This window comes from Paenibacillus sp. TC-CSREp1 (assembly GCF_050171015.1).
Lineage (GTDB): Bacteria > Bacillota > Bacilli > Paenibacillales > Paenibacillaceae > Paenibacillus > Paenibacillus silvae.
Genome location: NZ_JBNOKM010000020.1, coordinates 70,896 through 91,213 on the forward strand (window position 1 = coordinate 70,896; position 20,318 = coordinate 91,213).

A 20,318-nucleotide genomic window follows, 5' to 3' on the forward strand; every position below is an offset into this window, starting at 1 on the left:
GGCAGTCTGTCAAACCAGAGAGCTAGATATGCTATATGTCGTAAATGAGCAAGTAACCCATCCATCAGTAAGCCATCCATCATCCATGGAAGTCATAACGATAACAGATCGCATTACCCCCACTGCTGACAGAGCTGAATTCCTTGTCCTGCACAAAGCCAAAACGTTCATACAGCCGGATCGCGTTCAGCATCTGGCCGCCGGTATAGAGGTACACTGTCGTTTTGCCCATTTCTTTCGCTGAATCGATGCACCGCTGGAGCAGCTTGCGCGCAATGCCGTGTCCCCTCCAGGCGGGAGCAACGCCGAGCAGGCGAATAAATGGATAATCAATCGGCAGTTCGAAGTTGGGATAGGCCTTATGTGCAGTCTCAAACAACTGAACCGTGCCAACAATCTGTTCGTCGATCTTGGCGATCCATAGCTCGGTCAGGTGCGGATTGTCAACCGATTCCCGGATATCTTTTACATAGGCCTCCCATCGTTCTGATTGTTCAAATGTACTCTGATACTCGGCATAACTGGCGGCCAGAATATCGACAATATCGTCGTGGTCAGCCGGAGTCGCCGGAACAATAGTAATGGCAGCCGTCGTCATGATTAATTTCTCCTTTTCTTATAAGCTAAGTAGGAAATGTTATTTGTTTTGCATTATATCACAGCAGAATCGGATCAATATATTGGAATTTTGAATAAGAGATTTCAACATTTCTATAACAACTATAATCACGTACAACGGAGGACACAAGCTGCGAGTATCCTTTCTTGCTGCTTATAAGCGGTTCAACTGTGTGCTGTGCAGATGGTTGCGATATTCGGTTGGCGTGTTCCCCTCATGCTGCTTGAAGGTGCGCAGAAATAACTTGTAGTCATTGAAGCCGCACTGGGCAGCAATCTCTTTTACACTGGCATTGGTATTCAGCAGCAGCCGTTTCGCCCGGCGCATCCGCTCTGTGAGAATGTACGCTTTGAGCCCAACCCCTTTTTCACGCTTCACCATTTTGGAGATGTAATCCTTATTGAAATTAAATTGCTCTGCAATCTGATTTACCGTCATATTCGTATGCAGATGGATATCGACCCATTTGCAGATATGATCCACGACAGCACTGTGAGGACGATAGTCTGTTTGCAGATTTCTCTCCAGCTCCTTCAGGAGCAGCAGAGCGGCGGCATCAGCCTCTTCGGGTGAGAAGGAGCATACATGCAGCAGCTGCTTGAACAGCTGATTGGCCATTGAAGGCACCTGAATGCTTGAATGGGTTGGAAAACTGCTGAAAACGGCCGGTGCTGCGCTGTAATGTATCCAATAAAAGCTGACAGGAGCATCGCTAACCCGATATCCATAATGCATGCGGCCTGCCTTCAGAAACAGCAGATCATGGGCACGTACAACGTATTTTTCCTCATCCTCCGCAATGTACATCTCACCTTCCAGCATTAAAATAATTTCGTGAACCGGCATGCTGCGCCGCATGTGGCTCCAGTTGCCCTCTGATATAAATTTCCCGCACAGGTAGTGCTCCACTGGCTTTGACATAGGACGGATTTATCCACCTTTTCTTGGATTCTGGGTCTGATGTAATCGTAGTTTATTTGATAATATGAGGACATTCAAGGGTGAAGGCTGAATCATGGGGATAAGATTGACTGGAAGGAATCACGGATTTTACCCTTTGTTTGCAGACAGAGCACCTGATCTTATCATTTCCTAAAAAAAATACATATCTCAAAGGAGCGAGCCGCATGATAGATACCAAACAAGGATTTCTAGGCCCCGCACATGTTCAGCTGCTGGAAGGTCTGTTTCAAACGTCGCAGCATACCGGGGAACGTTATTTGTTATCGCTGGACATTGACCGTTTCCTGGCTCCATGTTATGAAGCACACGGATTAACGCCGCGCAAGGAACGTTACGCAGGCTGGGAAGCCCGCTCGATCAGCGGTCATTCCCTGGGGCATTTCATGTCAGCGCTTGCAGTGACTTACCCGGCTACGGGCAATGTCACATTGAAGCAAACGCTGGATTACGCCGTGAGTGAGCTGGCAGCGATCCAGCAGACAACAGGCAGCGGATATATCGGAGGTTTGTCCGAGAAGGCTTTCCACATTGCGTTTCGTGCAGAGCATATCGGGGGCTTCAACATCGGCGAGTATTGGGTTCCCTGGTACAGTGTGCACAAAATCTATCGTGGACTGATTGATGCCTATCAAATGACAGGCAATGGGCTGGCGCTTGAGGTCGTTACACGTTTTGCGGATTGGGCAGTGGAGGGCCTGAACACCATGACCGAGGAGCAGATCCAGACGATGCTGCTGTGTGAGCATGGCGGGATGAACGAAGTGTTTGCCCAGCTGTACGGGATAACAGGAACGCCAGCCTACCTGAAGGCTGCTCACCAGTTTACGCATCAACTCATACTGGAGCCGCTGGAGCAGGAGCGCGATGAGCTGCAGGGGCGGCATGCCAACACGCAAATTCCAAAAGTCATCGGTGCGGCTGAAATTTACAACCAGGACCCTGCGCAGACCCGGTATCGGACGGCAGCCCGATTTTTCTGGGATACGACCGTGCAGCATCGTTCTTATGTATTTGGCGCAACGAGTATATCGGAGCATTACGAAGCAAAGGGCATGGAGAGCCTTGGCATCAAAACCGGGGAGAGCTGCTGTACCCATAATATGATGCATCTGACGAAGCAGCTGTTTGCGTGGAACCCGGACAGTACCTACATGGATTATTATGAGAACGCCATCTATAACCATATTCTTGGCACGCAGGACCCGGATACGGGGAATAAAACGTATTTTGCGTCCACCCTCCAGGGCCACTACAAAATTTACGGTACACGTGATACGGCGTGGTGGTGCTGTACAGGTTCAGGTATGGAGAACCCGGGCAAATACGCCGAGGCCATCTATTATGAGCATGAGCGAGACCTGTATGTGAACCTGTACATGGCGTCGGAGCTGGACTGGGCTTCACAGGGGCTGACCTTAAAGCTGCAAACCGACTTCCCTTATTCGGAAAAGGTAACCCTGACGATTACCGAAGGCAGCGCCTCGGCTCATCTCAGATTACGTGTGCCGTCATGGCTTCAGGAGCCGATGACGGCAACAGTAAACGGGGATTCGGCCCAGTCGTATACCCGCCTGGAACCCGGCTATCTCTCCATCGACCGCACCTGGACAGCGGGCGATGTCATCAGCATTACGCTGCCGATGGCGCTGCGTAAATATACTGCCAGAGACGATGCTCACAAGGTTGCATTCCTGTATGGCCCGATTGTGCTTGCCGGAGCACTTGGCAGTGAAGGGCTTCCCGAGGATACCATCATTGACGAGACTGCATTGAATCCGAAGACGGCAGCTGTTCCTGTAATCTGGACGGAAGAAGAGGATGTGCGCAAATGGATCAACGTTGTGGATGCGAGCAAGCTTACGTTTGAACTCAGCAAGGAAGTGACGTCCACGGGTGAAGCCGTGAAGCTGATTCCGTTCTATGCTGTGCACCATGAGTTTTACACCGTGTACTGGCCGCTGAATGATGAAGGAGACGCGTTAGAGAAAGCGTTGAACGACCTCACCATCGACAGCGTACAACCGGACGGACAGCAGGATGAGATTGGGCATCAGCTCGGCAGCAATTGCCGCGGAGAGCAGTATAACGGCTCTGGCACAAACGGTCGCAACAAGCTATACATGTGGCGCGAGGCATACGGTGTGAAGGATGCAGCGTTCAGCTATCGTTTGGCTGTGGACCCGGACGCTGTGAATGTGCTGTGCGTAGCGTACTGGGGCGGGGATTATCTGCATTTTGAGCGTGAAGGGGTACGGTACGAGAGGGTTTTCAGTATTCTGGTGGACGGAGTCGTTGTGGGTGAGCAGCGCATTCATATGAACAAAATCGGTGACGTATTCTACGCGACCTATGATATCCTGGAGGAAGTAACCCGAGGTAAGGAGCAGGTGACGGCAACATTCCAGGCCATCGGTGACAACAGCTGCGCCGGGAAGGTAACCGAGGTTCGCACAATGCGGAGCAGACCAGATGGTTTGAACGTGATCGGGATGGAATAATTTCTGGTTTATGTGTAAATAAAGTGATATACCTGAGATTGAGAGAGGTTAACTTCGGACTGTGTTGTGAGATGCTGCAAATGCAATGATATAATACACTCAAGGTGGTTAATGCAAGTGGCAAACAAAGAGGAGGGGATGCAATTTTGGCAAAGCCTGATAATACGCGCCTATATACCTTTCGAGACTGGTTGACCTGGGAAGGATCATGGGAGCTGATTAATGGTAAAGCGTATAATATGTCTCCTGCACCTACCTCATTACATCAATTTATTGTGGGGGAGCTGCACTTTTCGTTAAGGAACTTTTTTCAGAATCGGCAGTGTTATGTGTTTGTCGCCCCCTTTGATGTGTTCTTCAGCGAAAGCGAGTCATATGATACACCTGATCAAGTGGTTCAGCCGGATTTGTCTGTTGTGTGCTCCCGAGAGCAGATATCCAAAAATGGTTGCCATGGTGCCCCCTCGATTATCATCGAAGTGTTAAGCCCTTCGACGGCGCTTAAAGATTTTAATGAAAAATTCAACCTGTATGAAAAATATGGCGTAAGTGAATATTGGATTGTTGATCCAGGCAATCAAACTGTACATGTGTACGCATTGGAGGATGGCTGCTTTAAAAATCGTTCCTTGTTTATAGAAAAGGAAACGATTCAGTCTGTTTTATATCCTGACCTAAGCATTCCGCTGGATGCATTGTTCAAGCTCCGATAGTTGGTGGGCGTAAGATGGGGTGAAATGCAACAAATAACGTCATCTGGAATCGTTAGCCGTGTGAATCGTGTTGAGCTCGAAAGTGCCGGGCTGCGCTGAGATTCTAACGAATCGTACAGAGCTTATTTGGGTGAATTCCGCCTGTTCAGAAATCTAACGATTCCTAGCGACGCTATTTCGACCGAAACGGGTCCAAATCAACGAAATCACACCTCAAATACGGAAATAACGTTTCTCTGAATCGTTACATTTTGAAATGGGCTGAAATGCTGCAAATAGCGTCATCTGGAATCGTTAGCCGTATGAGTCGTGCTGGCCCGAAAGTACCGGCGTCTAGAAGTACTTTTGCAGTAAATCCCGCGAAGTAGATGGTGTGTAGTAGAGTTTGTGCAGTAAAGTGAAGTATGTAATGTGAGGTAATATGAAGTGTGGTGCAGATAAGTGCAGAAAAGTTACTCAAGGTAAAATAGAGCATGACCGTGACCGTGACCGTGACATTTTTAGACGATCGGTGACCAGGATGGTGCTGGAAAAGTAACCGAGGTTAGAGCCACCAACACGTACCAGATTGGTGAAGTAACAGAGTATCATATAACTACAATACAACTACAGTAACAGAGTATCGTGCCACTACAGTAACAAAGAAGCGCGCCAGTGCCAGTACCAATACGGCCGTGCGGTTGAGTATCTTGATGGGTAAAAACTCATTACACCGGGCGCCAAAATAGATCCGGTAAGGCAACCTGAAATTTTCAGCATGGGCAGTAGGTCGGGCATATCCTTCACCATACAGGCGAGATGCAAGCTGCTCTGATCAAGATACAAAAGACGAAATATGGCGATATGCCAGCCGCAGTCACACAAGGACGAAGTCGGAGGTTATCTGCCGTTTCGTCTTTTTGGTCTGCGCAGAGTTACACATGTATAGTGCACGCCCACGTTTTGCTGAATTGGTGCGATGCTCTTTGTAGAGTCCTTTTTGTATGCTTCCTCTTTGCACACTCCCTCGTACATCCTATGTAAGCCTCCCATGTAAACATCTCATGTAAACCTTCCATGCCCGCGCCAGCCTTCTATTGACGGATTATACTCTACCGCGCTTAACAAAATCTTATATAAAAAATGACACGCATCCCGTATTTCCACGTATTACCGAATAAATGGCTGTATTCCTCACTTTTCCCGCACCGCTGACGATCGGACGTGCCGCCAAGTTCACACAGTCGGTGCCAGAACAATTAACATTCTAACCTGCAAGCAGCACAGCCTGTTCTGTGTTGTCCCTGAAAATAGATAATGGGATAAGCCCAAGCCACGTATATTATGATATCTATCTTTTCTTTGTTCTTTTCTTTTGTTCACGACGAGTCAATCATACACATCCATATCATCCAATGCACCTTACATCCTTCGTATAAGAAGCAATATTTCCATATTGATTTCCAATCCTATCCACCTGAGAGCGTTCACATCATGTACAATGAGAAGATGAGGAACAGGGGATATATGACATGAAATGCCAACATCTAACATGAAAGGAGGTCGGATGATTGACCATGACCAGGTACATACAATTTTTTGCACTGATGCTCGGCATTGTGGCGGCGAACGTTCTTGCCTTCTCCCCGGGCTTTGTCGGATTGGGATTTGGAGAGAGTGCGTTTCAGACAGCCCTGTCCGTGACCTTGCTGTTTGGCAGTGCACTGGCGCTTTTCTATGGCAGCTACGCCTTGTTGTTCAAACAGCCGGTTGTTTTACCCGTGAGACAGATCGAGACCCATGAAGATTATGTCGAAGCGCTATCCTTTTACAGACGTATCAAGGTGCTTGAAGAGGATATAACACTGGGGCTGTCTCAGCTGAGCCGGATGAAAAAGAAAAAAGAGACTCTGATGAATGTACTTCATCAACGGTTTGATCCAGGCGAGCTGAGCTTTAAGAAATTCGCTTCCGTCACGGAGGAGGTCGAGAAGCTGCTGTATCTGAACATCCGCAGCATCCTCAACCGGCTGAACGTCTTTGACGAAGCAGACTATGCCAGTATGATGAAATCCAAATCGGTAAATTTGCCGCAGAAGCTTTTTCAGGAAAAAACGAAAGTGTACAACGATTATCTGACCTACGTCAAAAATTCACTGCACACCAATGAAGAAATTTTGCTCAAGCTGGATCAATTGCTGCTGGAGATTTCACGTCTGGACAGCTTTGAAGCCGGAGATATTGAACAGATGCCTTGTATGCAGGAGATTGATCAGTTAATCAAACACACAAAATTATATAGACAGTGAGGGGATGAACGTATGGCGAAGAAAGGGAAATTTTTATTCATATCCATCATGATGCTTGTGCTGGTGTTTGGTCTGGTCTACGCCGGGATCACACTAACATCCAACTTTGGTAAAACGTCCACACAGGTCACAACTGAAAATGCAGGGAAGGAGCTTGGCAAATTATACGCAGATATCGCACCGGCTACGGCTGAGCCCGTTAAGGGACAGATTGATCTTGATCCGGTCGATGTAGCAGAATCGTTGCCTGATATTTCGAAATTCCCGATTACCGTGGAGAACACCACAAATGATTATGTCGAAATTTTCTCTTCCCCGGAGAAATCAGGCAACGGAGTCGATGGCTGGTTGACCGAGGTAGGGGATGCTTTTAACAAAGCAAACATCACGATTGGCGGCAAAGCCGTTTCGGTCAAAATCCGCAACATTGCCTCCGGTACAGCGACAGATTACATCAAGTCCGGCAAATATGTGCCTGATGCCTTTACACCGTCTAATGAGCTGTGGGGTGCGATGGTGGAAGCGAGCGGAGTGAAAGCCAAGCTCGTCTCCAAGCGCCTCGTTGGCAACGTTCCAGGCATTGTCATCTCCAAAGCCAAATATGATGCACTCGTCAACACATATGGTGCCGTTAACGTCAAAACCGTAACTGAAGCGATTGCCAACAATGAGCTTTCGATGGGGTACACAGATCCTTTTGCCAGCTCGACGGGGCTTAACTTCCTTGTAACCGCACTGAACACGTATGATAGCGCTAATCCGCTTGGCGAGAAGGCGATTCAGGGCTTCGAGAAATTCCAGGCCAACGTGCCATTTACGGCGTCCACAACCATTCAGATGCGTGAAGCGGCCAAGTCAGGCAGACTGGATGCCTTTGTGCTGGAATACCAGACGTATGTGAATACAGCTGATCTCAAGAGCGGCTATGTGTTCACTCCTTTTGGCGCAAGGCATGACAGCCCACTGTACGCTCTTGGTCAACTGCCGCAGAACAAACAGGAGATCATCCAGAAGTTTGCGGACTTTGTGACACAGGCCCAGTATCAGAAGAAGGCGGAAGAGTTCGGCTTTAACGGCTTGCAGGATTACAAATCCGAGCTGGCCTCTGTGGATGGCGGTACACTTTTATCCGCTCAGAAAGTCTGGAAAGAGAAGAAAAACGGAAGCAAACCGATTGCAGCCGTATTTGTGACCGATGTATCGGGCAGCATGGACGGCGAGCCGTTGAACCGACTCAAGGAATCGCTGCGCACTGGCCAGAAGTATCTCGGTACCGACAATAGCATCGGGCTTGTATCCTACTCCAGTACAGTGACCATGAATTTGCCGATAGCCAAGTATGATACGAATCAGCAATCCATGTTTGTGGGAACGGTGGACAGCTTGCAGGCTGGAGGCGGTACGGCAACCTTTGACGGGATCGTTGTTGCGATGAAGATGCTGGAGGATTATATGGCGGCTAACCCGAATGTAAAACCGCTGATTTTTGTCCTGAGTGATGGCGAGACGAATGAAGGCCACACGTTGAAGGACATCCGGGGTCTGGTCGAGACCTACAAAGTGCCGATCTACACCATTGGATATAATGCCGACATCAAAGCACTGGAGAGCATCTCCAGCATTAACGAGGCAGCGAGCATTAACGCGGATACCGACGATGTCGTCTACAAAATGGGAAACCTGTTTAACGTACAGATGTAATCATACATTAATTTAATGATATTGATAGCGAAAAGGGGGAAATACGGATGTCATTTACGATGGAGATCCCGAGCCAGAAGGAAATTCAGAAGGTGATTGAGGAAGAGATCAAACCGGTGCCCGCCGAGGTAGCGGAGCTGCAGCAGGTTGCCAGTTCCAACGTAGAGATGATCATGAACCTGGACCTGGAATCCCTGGAGAAGCGTAAAGAAATTTTGCAATCCATTGATGGCTTTGGCATGAACACGATGCGATCCTCCTCGGAGAAAAACGCGCTGCTTCAAGTCTCCGTTGGACATCTGTCCAAGACCGGAGACGAGGGCGGTCAGGTCGCCAAAGGCTTGACCGAGCTGCACATGCAACTGAAGGATCTCGACCCGAGTGTCGTCGATTTTGCCAAAACCGGCTTTCTGGGCAAGCTGTTCAACCCGCTGCGCGCGTATTTCCTCAAATACCAGAAAGCCGACGCCGTCATCGCCGATATTGTCGTTTCACTCGACAAGGGCCGCGCCACGCTGCGTAACGACAACACCACGCTGGAGATCGAGCAGCAGAGCCTGCGCGAGCTGACCAAGCGACTGCAGAAGGAGATTCAGCTGGGCATGCTGATGGATGAATCCATCGATACCCAGATTGAAGCGGCCAAGGTACGCGGTGAAGACCCTGAGAAGGTACGTTTTATTACAGAGGAAGTGCTGTTCCCGCTCCGTCAGCGTGTCATGGATCTGCAGCAGATGCTGGTGGTGAATCAGCAGGGAATTATGGCGATTGAAGTGGTGATTCGTAACAACAAGGAGCTGATCCGTGGTGTGGATCGCGCGAAAAATGTGACCATCTCGGCGCTCAAGATCGCTGTCACCGTTGCCAGTGCGCTCTACAATCAGAAGATTGTGCTTCAGAAGATCGAACTGCTGAACCGCACCACCAATGATCTGATTGCCGGCACCTCCAAGATGCTGAAGGATCAGGGAACGGCGATCCAGAAGCAGGCGTATGAGGCGAGTATCTCCGTAGATACGATGAAGCAGGCCTTTACAGATGTATTGTCTGCGCTTGACTCCATCAGTTTGTATAAGCAAGAGGCTCTGCCTAGAATGCGGGAGACTATCGGTCAGTTCCGTGAGCTGGCGGAAACCGGGGAACAGCAGATTCAGCGGTTGGAAAAAGGGCAGAAGTTAGGTTTGTAATTATAATCGTTATACCCGATCAGCTCAAAAACGGTTGACCCGCGTTATCCAGGATCAACCGTTTTTTGTCATTGCATAACAGAAGCCGGGAAAATCCCGGCTCCAGACGTTCTGCCGTATGTTCGATGCTCTTAGCGTTAAACTTCGACGAATACGAACCATTAACGGAATTCAAAGGCACCTGATCTCTACGGTCATTTGCCTTTCTTTTGGGCTGGCGCGATGAAAACCGTATCGTTCGGCAATTGTTCAGCCTCTTCACGAGACATGCCCAGATTAGTAGATAACACATCTATCGGATTACCTGCAATCCATTCACTGAGATCAATGGCTTCATAATGTCCGCTGTTGAAACCAATGAGCACTCGGCAGACGTCCTCACCCGTATTTTTGATGTAATGGCCCGCTCCCATCGGGGCATAGCCAATATCCCCGGCTTCGAACTGCTCGGTTACGGCCTGGCCTTCCGCAAGAAATACCGTCATCTCTGCACTGCCGCTGATATAGTACTGCCACTCATCCGCATTGGGGTGCCAGTGCAGTTCACGCAGGGCGCCTGGTTGCAGCTCAATAAGTGATCCAGCCATCGTCGTGGAGATCGGAAAGTCTTCCACGGTTACCGTACGCTGGGTACCGCCGCCTGGTGCCCGGCGCGGCTGTTTGGCGTGTAACGGGTAACGATGTGGGGTGGTCAGCTCTGAATTACGGCGATAAGTTGCTGAGGAGGAGCTGTCATCCGGCACAGGACCTTTGGCAAAATAGGCTTCCCCCTGATTGAGCTTGGCTGCTTGCCCGAGGGATATGCCAAGGTTCTGAGCAACAACGGCGTCTGGTGTCTGAGTCAGAAAGTCGGTAATGCTGAACGTGTGATCCTCCGAGAAATCTCCATTGTCAAAAATTAAAATGAAGTGGCATTCATCCGGTCCGAGACCCTGAATGGAATGACCGTATCCACGCGGGAAATACCATACATCTCCGGGTTCGAAGGTATCTGTATACGCATGCCCATCGGGATGAATGACCGTTGTGCGGCAGGAACCGCTGATGACGTACGCCCACTCGGCCGCGTTCGCATGCCAGTGCAGTTCGCGCATGCCGCCTGGTTCCAGGCGCATGGACACTCCCGCAATACCGATGGATGCGGGGAAGTCATGAACCGAGGCTCCGCGGGTGATGCCGCCGGGGCCGGTACGGGGTTCTTTTTGCTCAAGACGATACTTGAAAGATTTCATAATGGAATCCTCCTAGCTAATAAAATTTTCGGAAAATGATGTGTAAAAAGTGTAATATCCACTCTCTATATATAACCATATATTGGGTTTATATGCAGGTTTGATAAAAATTTTAATAGTACAGCTTCTCAATGATTGGCTTGTTTAGTATGGAGTATGCTTGGGTAAGGAGGGCGGTGGTTGAACCCTTCATATCGGAAAAAGGGAATGTAACAGTCGGAGATAAAAAGGAGGAAGTGATAGCGAGCTAACTGCAAGCAGCTTGCTCGCTAGAGGAGTAGTTCAACTAACAGAAAAAACATTCCAAGGTAGTTAGACAAACGTTTGCATTGTCACAAAAAAGTGAGTAGAGCGCTTAACTCAGGGAAGGCTTTGCCTTCAAATATAGCGAAGATTCACGCACGATCAGCCGGTGGGGGATAATCACCGGGTTCTGAGCTAAAGGCTCGTTGCCGAGAATTTTTAACAAGACCTGAACCGCGGTATAACCCAGTTGATATGTTCCGATATCAATAGAGCTGAGTGGAGGGGAAGCAAGTTCGGACAAAGCAATATTGTTAAAGCTGACCACGCTGATGTCCTCAGGCACCTGATATCCAAGCTCCGCGAGCGCCCTTAACACACCAAAGGCCACATTATCATCAATGACCACAATGGCCGTGGGTCTGTCGGGCAGCGACATGAACAGGGACATAGCCCGGAAGCCGCTTTCCTGCAAAAACTCACCCTCTACGATCCAGTCGTTATTGGCCGTTAGCCCGGATTCATCAAGAGCCTTCCGATACCCACGCATGCGATCATGCGACAAGGTAACATCCGGTGGCCCGCTTACAAATCCGATACGAGTATGTCCCTGCGCAATCAGATGCTGCGTTGCATCATATGCGGTCTGCACATTGTCGTTGTCCACCATCGGTGCATTGGGGTGAGTTTCACTTCGGCCAATGAGCACAAAAGGGAACTTTTCCTCTTCCAAAAAAGTAATGATCGGATCATCCCGCTTGGAGCCTAGCAGCAAAATACCATCTACCCTGCGCCCGTGCACAAGACGGGAAATCGCCTGTAATTCATCATCGGAAGAAGTCTCCGTAGACAGCAGCAATTCATAGTTGTTACGAGTCGCGTGCGTAATAATGCCTCGCAGAAGCTCCCCGAAGAAATAATTTTGAAAAAGCTCCTCCGCAGGACGAGGCAGCATAATGCCAAGCGTTTGCGTGGTTTTGGATACAAGGCTTTTTGCCATCATATTAGGATGGTAATTCAGCTCTTTCATAATTTGTTTAACTTTAAGAGATGTCTCCGTACTGATTCTGGGATGGCCTGAGATCACCCGTGACACTGTAGAAGGGGAAACACCCGCCAGTTTGGCAATATCCTTGATCGTAATCATGTCAAAAACCCCTTCTGATTCAATCATTTCAACATTCTCCTATGGTAATGCAAAGGGTACCAGAAATCAATTGTTAGCTGGCTGATCCAGAATGCAAGTAGAGTAAAATAAAGGAAGAAGAAGCTAGATCAAGCAAACAGGAAATTACTAAGAACAGAGCTCAGGATATGGTTGATTTTGAAATAATACAGCTTGTGCAAACGTTTGTACAAATAAAGCCCGGTGTTGTATGATGTGGAATATATTATAGCGCTTACATCATGGTTTTTACATACTTTTTAACTATATTCCCCTACATATTGGATGTTGAGGCAATCATGTCTTCCATTTTGAGCAAACGTTTGTACAACGATTCACATGGAACACATATCCTGACAAACTACGCCGTTTAAAGGGTGAAAAGCGCGAATTTTTTTGGACCACGCAGAGGGAAAGGGGACAATTTTACATGAGAAAATGGCAAGGTGCAGTATTGTCTATCGGAATGGCGTTTACACTGGCTGCATGCTCTACCGGGGGAGGGGGCAGTTCTTCTCCGGCAGCGCCTGGTGATAATCCGGAGGAGGAAGTTCAGTTGACCGCAGAGAACCTCCAGCCTGAGGAAGGAGCAACATTGGTGATCTGGGAGGACAAAAATCAGAGCAGCTTCATTGAGCAGCGCGTCAAAAAGTTCGAAGAAAAGTACGGTGTCACCGTCAAAATGGAGGAACTGCCCCCAACCGATCAGGTAACGAAACTGACCACGGATGGTCCGGCGGGACTTGCGGCAGATGTTGTGGTGTTCCCGCATGACAAGATTGGTAGCGCTTCCGAGGCAGGACTTATTCTGCCAAACGATATCTTCGAGGCTGAGACCACAGCTAATACGAGCGAGAATGCGCTGAAAGCCGTGACGTTCAAAGACATTTTGTATGGATATCCGTACAGCGTGGAGACGTATGCCCTTTTTTATAACAAAGCATTAGTACCAGAGGCTCTAAAAAGCTTTGATGAAATTATCGATTTTGCCAAAACGTTCAACAACACCAAATCTAATCAGTATGCACTGATGTGGGAGCTTCAGCAGTTCTATTACAACTACGCTTTCCTGGCTTCACAGGGCGGTTACATCTTTGGAGACAACGGCATGGATAGCAGCGATCTCGGTTTGAATAACGAAGGAGCCCAGAAGGGCGGGGAGTTCCTCCAAAAGCTGAAAGCCGAAGTGCTGCCGCTCAAGATGGGAGATGTGAACTACGATATCAAAAAAGGGCTGTTCTCCAGCGGCAAGCTGGCGATGGATATTAACGGACCTTGGACCATTGCCGATTATCGCAACGCCGGAATTGATTTTGGAGTCGCGCCGCTTCCGGCCATTGATGGCAAGCCCATGACCTCTTTCTCGGGTGTTAAAGCCTATTACGTCAATGCGTTCACCCAATACCCGAATGCCTCCAAGCTATTGGCCGCATTCCTCTCGAACGAAGAAGCCCAGATGGAGAACTTTGATATGAACGGTACTCTTCCAGCGAACAAAAATGTGGCAGCCGATGCCAAAGTGCAGGAAGACCCGATCAATAAAGCGTTCCTTGAGCAATTCAACAACTCCACACCGATGCCTTCACTTCCTGCCATGGACAGTGTTTGGGGGCCAATTACATCAGCCATTACCGATATCTGGGACAGCGGAAAGGATGTAAAGGCTTCTCTCGACAATGCTGTGAAGCAGATTAAGGAGAGCCTGGCAACCGTTCAATAACGAGGGAATAACACTTCATGCAAAACATCAATTTTTAACCAACCTGTGAAAGATTTCAGCAGGATATCCGATGGCAGGAGAGGAGAGAGTATATGCAACAACAGCATGTCCCGGTGTCTGCCCATTCCAACAGGGAGAAGCAGCACCGGATGACAGCGACCATATGCTCCATCATACTGCAGGGTCTGGGACAGTTATACAATCGGCAGTGGATTAAAGGTATTGTTCTATTGCTGCTGGAGGGAGCAGGGCTTGCGTACCTGCTTCCGCGGCTGTCCCATGCGGTATGGGGAATATGGACACTGGGGGAAAATACACAGCGTTTTGTCAAAGTGAATGGTTCGACAGTGCTTCAAAAGGGAGACCATTCCATCTTTTTGCTGCTTGACGGAATTATCGTGTTGCTCGTCTTTTTTGTGTTTGTACTTGTTTATATTCTGAACATTCGTGACGCCTATCTGACTGGACTGGCAAGAGAGCAGGGAAAACCAACGCTTGGAGCCGCGGCGACGATGCGCAATCTGATGGACAGAAACTTTCCGTATCTGTTCCTGTCGATCCCTGCCCTTGGTGTTCTGTTTTTTACCATCATGCCCATTCTGTTCACGGTGACGATTGCGTTTACCAACTATTCGGCACCAGACCACATTCCTCCGGCGAAGCTGGTCGATTGGGTCGGATTCAAAACGTTCACCGATCTCATTCAGCTCAAATCCTGGAGCCAGACGTTCTACGGTGTACTGACCTGGACGGTCATCTGGGCCATTTTGGCTACGGTCACCACCTATTTCGGCGGTGTGTTGGTAGCTTTGCTGATTGAACAGCAGGGGATCCGTTTCAAAAAGCTGTGGCGTACTATTTTCATTTTGCCATATGCCATTCCACAAATTATCTCTTTGCTGCTGATGCGCAACCTGTTCAACGGCCAGTTTGGACCGATCAATACGTACATGCGAGCATTCGGTCTGGAAGGATTGCCATGGCTGACTGATCCGTTCTGGGCCAAGGTGACAGTCATTGTGGTTAATATGTGGATCGGTATTCCGGTCAGCATGGTGCTGATTTTGGGTGTGCTTACGGCTATTCCGCGTGATCTGTACGAGGCAGCCGAAGTGGACGGTGCTTCAGCTTTCCAGAAATTCCGAATTATTACGATGCCGTTCATTTTGTTTGCAACAACACCGGTGCTGATCATGCAGTTTGCGGGAAACTTCAACAACTTCAATGTCATCTTCCTGTTAACAAACGGGAACCCGCTTCGCGGCGACTACCAGTACGCGGGGGCCACGGATTTGCTGGTAACCTGGCTCTACAAGCTTACGCTGGATAATAACAAATTCAACATGGCCTCTGCGGTAGGCATCATCATCTTCCTGATTATCGCTTCCTTCTCCATCTGGAATTTCCGCCGCTCCAAATCATTCAAGGAGGAGGACATGATTCAATGAAAAAACGCAACAATCCGATTCGTTTAACGCTCAGCTACGTGCTTTTAGTGATCATTGCTGTTGTATCCATCTATCCGGTGCTGTGGATTTTTCTGTCGTCCCTGCGTCCAGGGGCGGCATTGTTCAGTGAACGTTTATGGCCGGAAAGCTTCACGCTGTCCCATTACGGAGAGCTGTTCAGCAATCCGTCCTTTATGTACGGCAGATGGTATATGAACACGCTCAAGATCGCGTTCTTCACGATGATTTTCTCTACATTAATGGTAACGCTGGGGATGTACGCGTTGTCCCGGTTCCGTTTTCGGGGGCGCAAAACGATTCTGTCCACCATGCTCATTCTGGGCATGTTTCCAAGCTTTATGAGCATGATTGCCATCTATATTATTTTGCTGCAAATCAAATTGCTCGACACGCACGCTGCGCTTATTCTGGTCTATTCCTCGGGCGCGGTGCTGGGTGGGTTCATCGTCAAAGGTTTCTTTGACACGATTCCGCGCAGCCTGGATGAAGCAGCCCGTATCGATGGTGCAAGCCATCTGCGTGTGTTCACCAGCATTATCCTGCCGTTATCCAAGCCGATGCTGACGTACGTTGCATTAACGAGCTTCACCGGAGCGTGGATGGATTTTATTTTTGCACGGCTCGTGCTGCGCACCAAGGAGAACTGGACCCTTGCGGTGGGCATGTGGGATCTGGTTAACCGATATCAGGACAGCAACTTCACGATGTTTGCTGCGGGCGCTGTACTGATTGCTATTCCGATTACTCTACTGTTTGTGTTCCTGCAGCGTTTCCTCGTTCAGGGGCTGACAACAGGGGCGTCCAAAGGTTAACATCACTCTATGGCCTCCAAAGATTAACATTACTCCATGGCATACAAAGGGTAAGATCACTCCGTTCCGTCAGAAGCATAGTCAGCCGCAGTTGGGCAGGGTTGTCCAATCATGCGGCACTCCAACAGGCACTTCCGCAACGTCATGTCTTGATCGACTGGCAGCGCTACGGAAGTGCCTGCTTTTACATACAGAGGCAGGGATTTTATTTCAGGTATTTTCAATGGAGAGTTCTGCTTAAGGAAGGGTTGCTCGCCTAGAACTTCTAATGAAGAAAAAGCCTCTGAATAAGCATTAATCAGTATGGCGTATGATGAAGGCCAGCCCCAGATGATTAAGGCCGCATACGTGTCAGTCATACAGCAAAACCCGGAGCTTACGCCAAATTCGCTGCATTTGCTGCGCGTTCGCGTACTCCGGGTTAGCTTGTGCATCAAGGATATGGAGCGTTTACTGCCAGTTTACAGTAACGGTGGCTGTTCCACTTGCCGGTGTGGTGAAGGTATGGTTTGAACCGCCTTCCCATGTAATCGTTGATCCGTTTTTCTTGAAAAACTTGAACTCCAGCTGTTTGCCTGCTGGTACGCTGACATCATAGTACCAGGTTGGGTACGCATGAATGACTTGGTTAAACGCGGGTCCAATGGCGGTTGCACCGGTGCTCCAGTTGCCAAGCTCAGCTACGTTGCCGGTCAGATAGATATTTTGTCCAAGGGTTGTAGAGGCATTATTAACGACGAAGCGAACCGTAACCTGATCGCCTGTCAGAATCGTAAAGTTGTTATAGGCATTGCTGTTAACACCGTTCGCAGCCACTTTGACCGCATAGTTGCCGGCAGCTACGGAAGGGATCGTTACTTTAATCTGTGTATCTTCCCAAGACGTGATCGCTGCTCCGGTAACGGCTGTTGTGCCGAAGTATACCGTGCCTTTAGTGGAACCGAATCCACGGCCGTCAATCGTCACCACATTGCCTAGTTTACCCATGACCGGACCCACATGACCAATCGTTGGTGTTGTTTCAGTTGTTGTATATTGCCATACTGCTGTTGCACCCGCAGCAAGGGTGAAGTTGTTGATGCTGCCATTGCTGGATGTGATGGTGTTTCCGCTCAGCACGCCACCAAGTACATCTGTGTATGAGCCTGTAGGCAGGGAAGTGCTCAGCCCTGTAATGTTCGCTGGTGTGGACAGGTTGCGGTTAACCGCAACAACGGCTACGCTATTTCCGAATTTGCGCTCATAAACGTAGACATCATTGTTAATCCAGCGCTGCTGCGTGGAGCCATAAGCGATAGCCGGATTGGATTTGCGCAGTGGTGCCAGTTTGCTAATCACATTGAACGCGGTTGTGGATTTGGAGAACGAAGGCATTTTGGCCCGGTTATCGGGATCACCATTTCCCGTCAAATACTGTTCTGTACCATAGTAGATGGCAGGCACACCGCGTGAAGTCAATGTAAAGGCCAAAGCCTGTTCCAGGCGGCGATTGTTGACTGCACTTGTTTTGAAACGATCCATATCATGGTTGTCGATGAATGTGACCTGATCGTTCACTTGGTTGTAGTCCGCAGCTGTACTGCTAATCATGGAATCCAGAGCATACATGTTGGAGGTGTTGTCACGGAACACATTGCGCACAGCCGAGTTAAAGCGGAAATCGAGCAGACTCATGCCGGATTTGTTAGCAAATTCCGTGTTATCTGCATCTGAAGCAGCTGAACCCAGGAACCATTCACCAAAAGTGAACACCGGCTTGTGTGCATAGATGGAGGACATCCAGCTCTTTTGCCAGCCAAGAGGCATATGCTTCACTGCATCCACTCGAATACCGTCAACGCCCATATCCAGCCACAGCTTGATTGCGTCCTTGAAGTATTTGTCGATAGTCGCATTATTGTGGTTGAAATCGGCCAGGTCGTACAGGTTTTTGTAAATGCCGTTCTCCAGGGAAGAGAAGTCGGAGCCGCCGTTGTGATGGAAATAACCGTTCGTATCGTTGGTGTATCCGCCTACCAGTGTACCGTTATCATACAATCTGCCATTCTCGGCAAAAGACGTGTCGGTTTCCATCGCTGGAGAGGTGTGGTTCGGTGCAAAGTCAATCACAATCTTTATGCCTTTGGTATGGGCGGTCGTAATGAGGTTTTGAAAATCGGTCATCGTGCCGAAGTATGGATTTGTCTTTTTGAAGTCCCGAGCCCAGTAGCCGTGGTAGGCTGTATTGGTTACGCCGCTGTAGTTGATTGTTGCAAAAATATTTTCGACAGGCTGGGAGATCCACAGTGCCGTGACACCCAGATCACTGAAATAGTTATCGTTAATTTTGTTGATTAATCCTTGCCAGTCTCCACCGCAATATAACTTCAAATTGCTGCATGTCGCATCATAAGCGGCTCCCGTTGGGTTGTTGCCAGGATTGCCGTCCAAAAAGCGGTCCGTGAAAACCTGGTAGATCACATCTGTACTGAAGCTCTGCTTGTTGGTCACTGCGGTGTCCGGATCGGCGTATACAGCAGAGGCTGGCAAGAACGGCAGTGCGCTGCCGGCAAGCAAACCAAGGGTCAGTGTGGTGCTGAGGATTGCGCGTTTGGCCATTTGAAACATGGTAATCCACCCTTCGTGAATATAGAATTTTTGATCAATAAGGAAGAGACTTTGGATTGTAGCGCTTACAATAATGTTCCTTGAGTTCGTTAGTCGGCAGCATCCCTCCTTTTAGACACACACGCGAACAACCCCGGCATCTCCTTGGGGAGTTACCGGGGTTGTCCTAAACCGCTGGGGTTTAAAATGCATGGCCCTCGAGTTATGATCACAACGCTATCTTAAGAAAAAATGGGTTTTATGTCAATAACTTTTTTTATGATCATTATTTACTATTTTTTATTTGCCATATCTCGCTTGATATAAACGATTAGCCGTTTCAAGCAAGATGATTGACACATCGTTCAAGTTAATTTAACTAAACCGAGCCCATTAACCCACGAAAGAAATACCATGAATCAAACAATGAAGTGTCTAAAAACCAACCAACCAACTAACAATCAACCGCAATAGAGCACCAAACAACTAGGCAAGCAACCAACCACACGATAAAGCAGTTAACTAACTAATGAACGAACTAACTAATCAATCGAGCAATTGGGCAAGCAACCAAGTAACGAATAACGAACTAATTCAGTGATCGGGCAAGCACCCGAGTAACTATTTACGAACCACTCCAGCTATCGAGGGAGCGAGCAAGTAACGAATAACGAATTAGTTCAGCTGCAATAGAGCGCCAAACAACCAGGTAAGTAATCAAGCAGCTAAGCAACAAACTAATCCAGTGATCAGGAAAGCAGCCAAGCAGCCAAGTAACGAGTAACGAACGACTCCAGCTATCAAGCAAGCAGTCAAGTAACGAGTAACGAACGGCTCCAGTGATCGGGCAAGCACCCAAGTAACTAATAACGAACAATCCGGCTATCGAGCAAGCAATCAAGTAACCAGCATTCAATTAACTAATTAATCAAGCAAGTAAATCTAATAACTCAATAAACCTGCCAAACTATGTAATCCTTAATCTAAACTTTAACTTGACTTAGCCCAGAGTCTAAGTCAGAGTCCAGACACAACTTCCATTTTTTAACGATTCCCAGAACACTAGCCATGCAAATAACCTAACATTATAAATTAATATTTTTAGCAATTCTCTTTAACAGT

14 protein-coding genes are annotated in these 20,318 nt (G+C 48.5%); 8 read left to right on the forward strand and 6 right to left on the reverse strand.

All coding sequences use genetic code 11. The features are described from left to right. Positions 1-79: 79 nt before the first annotated feature. Positions 80-598 (reverse strand): GNAT family N-acetyltransferase, encoded by a 519-nt coding sequence (locus ACQSGY_RS25520; protein ID WP_427181461.1) that lies wholly within the window; start codon positions 596-598, stop codon positions 80-82. Between the two features lie 174 nt (positions 599-772). After that, positions 773-1,540 (reverse strand): AraC family transcriptional regulator, encoded by a 768-nt coding sequence (locus ACQSGY_RS25525; RefSeq protein WP_427181462.1) that lies wholly within the window; start codon positions 1,538-1,540, stop codon positions 773-775. 206 nt (positions 1,541-1,746) lie between these two features. On the opposite strand from ACQSGY_RS25525, the gene ACQSGY_RS25530 reads away from it, so the two are divergent. The 5 genes from ACQSGY_RS25530 to ACQSGY_RS25550 all read left to right on the forward strand — a co-directional run bounded on the left by ACQSGY_RS25530 (position 1,747) and on the right by ACQSGY_RS25550 (position 9,969). Beyond that, positions 1,747-4,080 carry a beta-L-arabinofuranosidase domain-containing protein gene (locus ACQSGY_RS25530; protein ID WP_427181463.1) on the forward strand — a complete coding sequence of 778 codons (2,334 nt, stop codon included), beginning with the start codon at positions 1,747-1,749 and terminating at the stop codon, positions 4,078-4,080. A gap of 146 nt (positions 4,081-4,226) precedes the next feature. Then, positions 4,227-4,793, forward strand: a complete 567-nt coding sequence (locus tag ACQSGY_RS25535; RefSeq protein ID WP_427181464.1) for a Uma2 family endonuclease — start codon at positions 4,227-4,229, stop codon at positions 4,791-4,793. A 1,556-nt stretch (positions 4,794-6,349) separates the two neighbouring features. Beyond that, the gene (locus tag ACQSGY_RS25540) at positions 6,350-7,081 is read left to right on the forward strand and encodes a hypothetical protein (protein ID WP_427181478.1); all 732 of its coding nucleotides are present in this window, start codon (positions 6,350-6,352) and stop codon (positions 7,079-7,081) included. Between the two features lie 12 nt (positions 7,082-7,093). Further along, positions 7,094-8,782 (forward strand): VWA domain-containing protein, encoded by a 1,689-nt coding sequence (locus ACQSGY_RS25545; RefSeq protein WP_427181465.1) that lies wholly within the window; start codon positions 7,094-7,096, stop codon positions 8,780-8,782. A gap of 47 nt (positions 8,783-8,829) precedes the next feature. Continuing rightward, positions 8,830-9,969 (forward strand): toxic anion resistance protein, encoded by a 1,140-nt coding sequence (locus ACQSGY_RS25550; RefSeq protein ID WP_216515604.1) that lies wholly within the window; start codon positions 8,830-8,832, stop codon positions 9,967-9,969. Between the two features lie 194 nt (positions 9,970-10,163). Here ACQSGY_RS25550 and ACQSGY_RS25555 read toward each other — a convergent pair whose 3' ends face one another. Further along, positions 10,164-11,201, reverse strand: a complete 1,038-nt coding sequence (locus ACQSGY_RS25555; protein ID WP_427181466.1) for a cupin domain-containing protein — start codon at positions 11,199-11,201, stop codon at positions 10,164-10,166. A 355-nt stretch (positions 11,202-11,556) separates the two neighbouring features. Next, complete coding sequence (locus ACQSGY_RS25560; protein ID WP_216516647.1) at positions 11,557-12,591, reverse strand: LacI family DNA-binding transcriptional regulator; 1,035 nt, start codon at positions 12,589-12,591, stop codon at positions 11,557-11,559. A 448-nt stretch (positions 12,592-13,039) separates the two neighbouring features. On the opposite strand from ACQSGY_RS25560, the gene ACQSGY_RS25565 reads away from it, so the two are divergent. The 3 genes from ACQSGY_RS25565 to ACQSGY_RS25575 all read left to right on the forward strand — a co-directional run bounded on the left by ACQSGY_RS25565 (position 13,040) and on the right by ACQSGY_RS25575 (position 16,610). Continuing rightward, positions 13,040-14,329 (forward strand): sugar ABC transporter substrate-binding protein, encoded by a 1,290-nt coding sequence (locus ACQSGY_RS25565; RefSeq protein WP_427181467.1) that lies wholly within the window; start codon positions 13,040-13,042, stop codon positions 14,327-14,329. A gap of 92 nt (positions 14,330-14,421) precedes the next feature. Continuing rightward, positions 14,422-15,777, forward strand: coding sequence for a carbohydrate ABC transporter permease (locus ACQSGY_RS25570; RefSeq protein WP_427181468.1), 1,356 nt, complete (start codon positions 14,422-14,424; stop codon positions 15,775-15,777). Continuing rightward, positions 15,774-16,610: a sugar ABC transporter permease gene (locus tag ACQSGY_RS25575; RefSeq protein WP_427181469.1), complete on the forward strand. Its 837-nt coding sequence runs from the start codon at positions 15,774-15,776 to the stop codon at positions 16,608-16,610. Before ACQSGY_RS25570 ends, ACQSGY_RS25575 begins: the two co-directional genes overlap by 4 nt. Before the next feature lie 56 nt (positions 16,611-16,666). Here the strand turns inward: ACQSGY_RS25575 and ACQSGY_RS25580 are convergent, their stop codons facing one another. After that, the gene (locus ACQSGY_RS25580; RefSeq protein ID WP_427181470.1) at positions 16,667-16,969 is read right to left on the reverse strand and encodes a hypothetical protein; all 303 of its coding nucleotides are present in this window, start codon (positions 16,967-16,969) and stop codon (positions 16,667-16,669) included. A 91-nt stretch (positions 16,970-17,060) separates the two neighbouring features. Next, positions 17,061-19,217: an alpha-amylase family glycosyl hydrolase gene (locus ACQSGY_RS25585; protein WP_427181471.1), complete on the reverse strand. Its 2,157-nt coding sequence runs from the start codon at positions 19,215-19,217 to the stop codon at positions 17,061-17,063. Positions 19,218-20,318: the final 1,101 nt, after the last annotated feature.

Bases quoted from the DNA above. Each gene is read 5' to 3' on its own strand.
- ACQSGY_RS25585 (WP_427181471.1), bottom strand. From the start codon at position 19,217: ATGTTTCAAATGGCCAAACGCGCAATCCTCAGCACCACACTGACCCTT.
- ACQSGY_RS25570 (WP_427181468.1), top strand. From the start codon at position 14,422: ATGCAACAACAGCATGTCCCGGTGTCTGCCCATTCCAACAGGGAGAAG.
- ACQSGY_RS25580 (WP_427181470.1), bottom strand. From the start codon at position 16,969: ATGACTGACACGTATGCGGCCTTAATCATCTGGGGCTGGCCTTCATCA.
- ACQSGY_RS25525 (WP_427181462.1), bottom strand. From the start codon at position 1,540: ATGTCAAAGCCAGTGGAGCACTACCTGTGCGGGAAATTTATATCAGAG.
- ACQSGY_RS25550 (WP_216515604.1), top strand. From the start codon at position 8,830: ATGTCATTTACGATGGAGATCCCGAGCCAGAAGGAAATTCAGAAGGTG.
- ACQSGY_RS25555 (WP_427181466.1), bottom strand. From the start codon at position 11,201: ATGAAATCTTTCAAGTATCGTCTTGAGCAAAAAGAACCCCGTACCGGC.
- ACQSGY_RS25565 (WP_427181467.1), top strand. From the start codon at position 13,040: ATGAGAAAATGGCAAGGTGCAGTATTGTCTATCGGAATGGCGTTTACA.
- ACQSGY_RS25575 (WP_427181469.1), top strand. From the start codon at position 15,774: ATGAAAAAACGCAACAATCCGATTCGTTTAACGCTCAGCTACGTGCTT.
- ACQSGY_RS25530 (WP_427181463.1), top strand. From the start codon at position 1,747: ATGATAGATACCAAACAAGGATTTCTAGGCCCCGCACATGTTCAGCTG.
- ACQSGY_RS25540 (WP_427181478.1), top strand. From the start codon at position 6,350: ATGACCAGGTACATACAATTTTTTGCACTGATGCTCGGCATTGTGGCG.
- ACQSGY_RS25520 (WP_427181461.1), bottom strand. From the start codon at position 598: ATGACGACGGCTGCCATTACTATTGTTCCGGCGACTCCGGCTGACCAC.
- ACQSGY_RS25560 (WP_216516647.1), bottom strand. From the start codon at position 12,591: ATGATTACGATCAAGGATATTGCCAAACTGGCGGGTGTTTCCCCTTCT.
- ACQSGY_RS25545 (WP_427181465.1), top strand. From the start codon at position 7,094: ATGGCGAAGAAAGGGAAATTTTTATTCATATCCATCATGATGCTTGTG.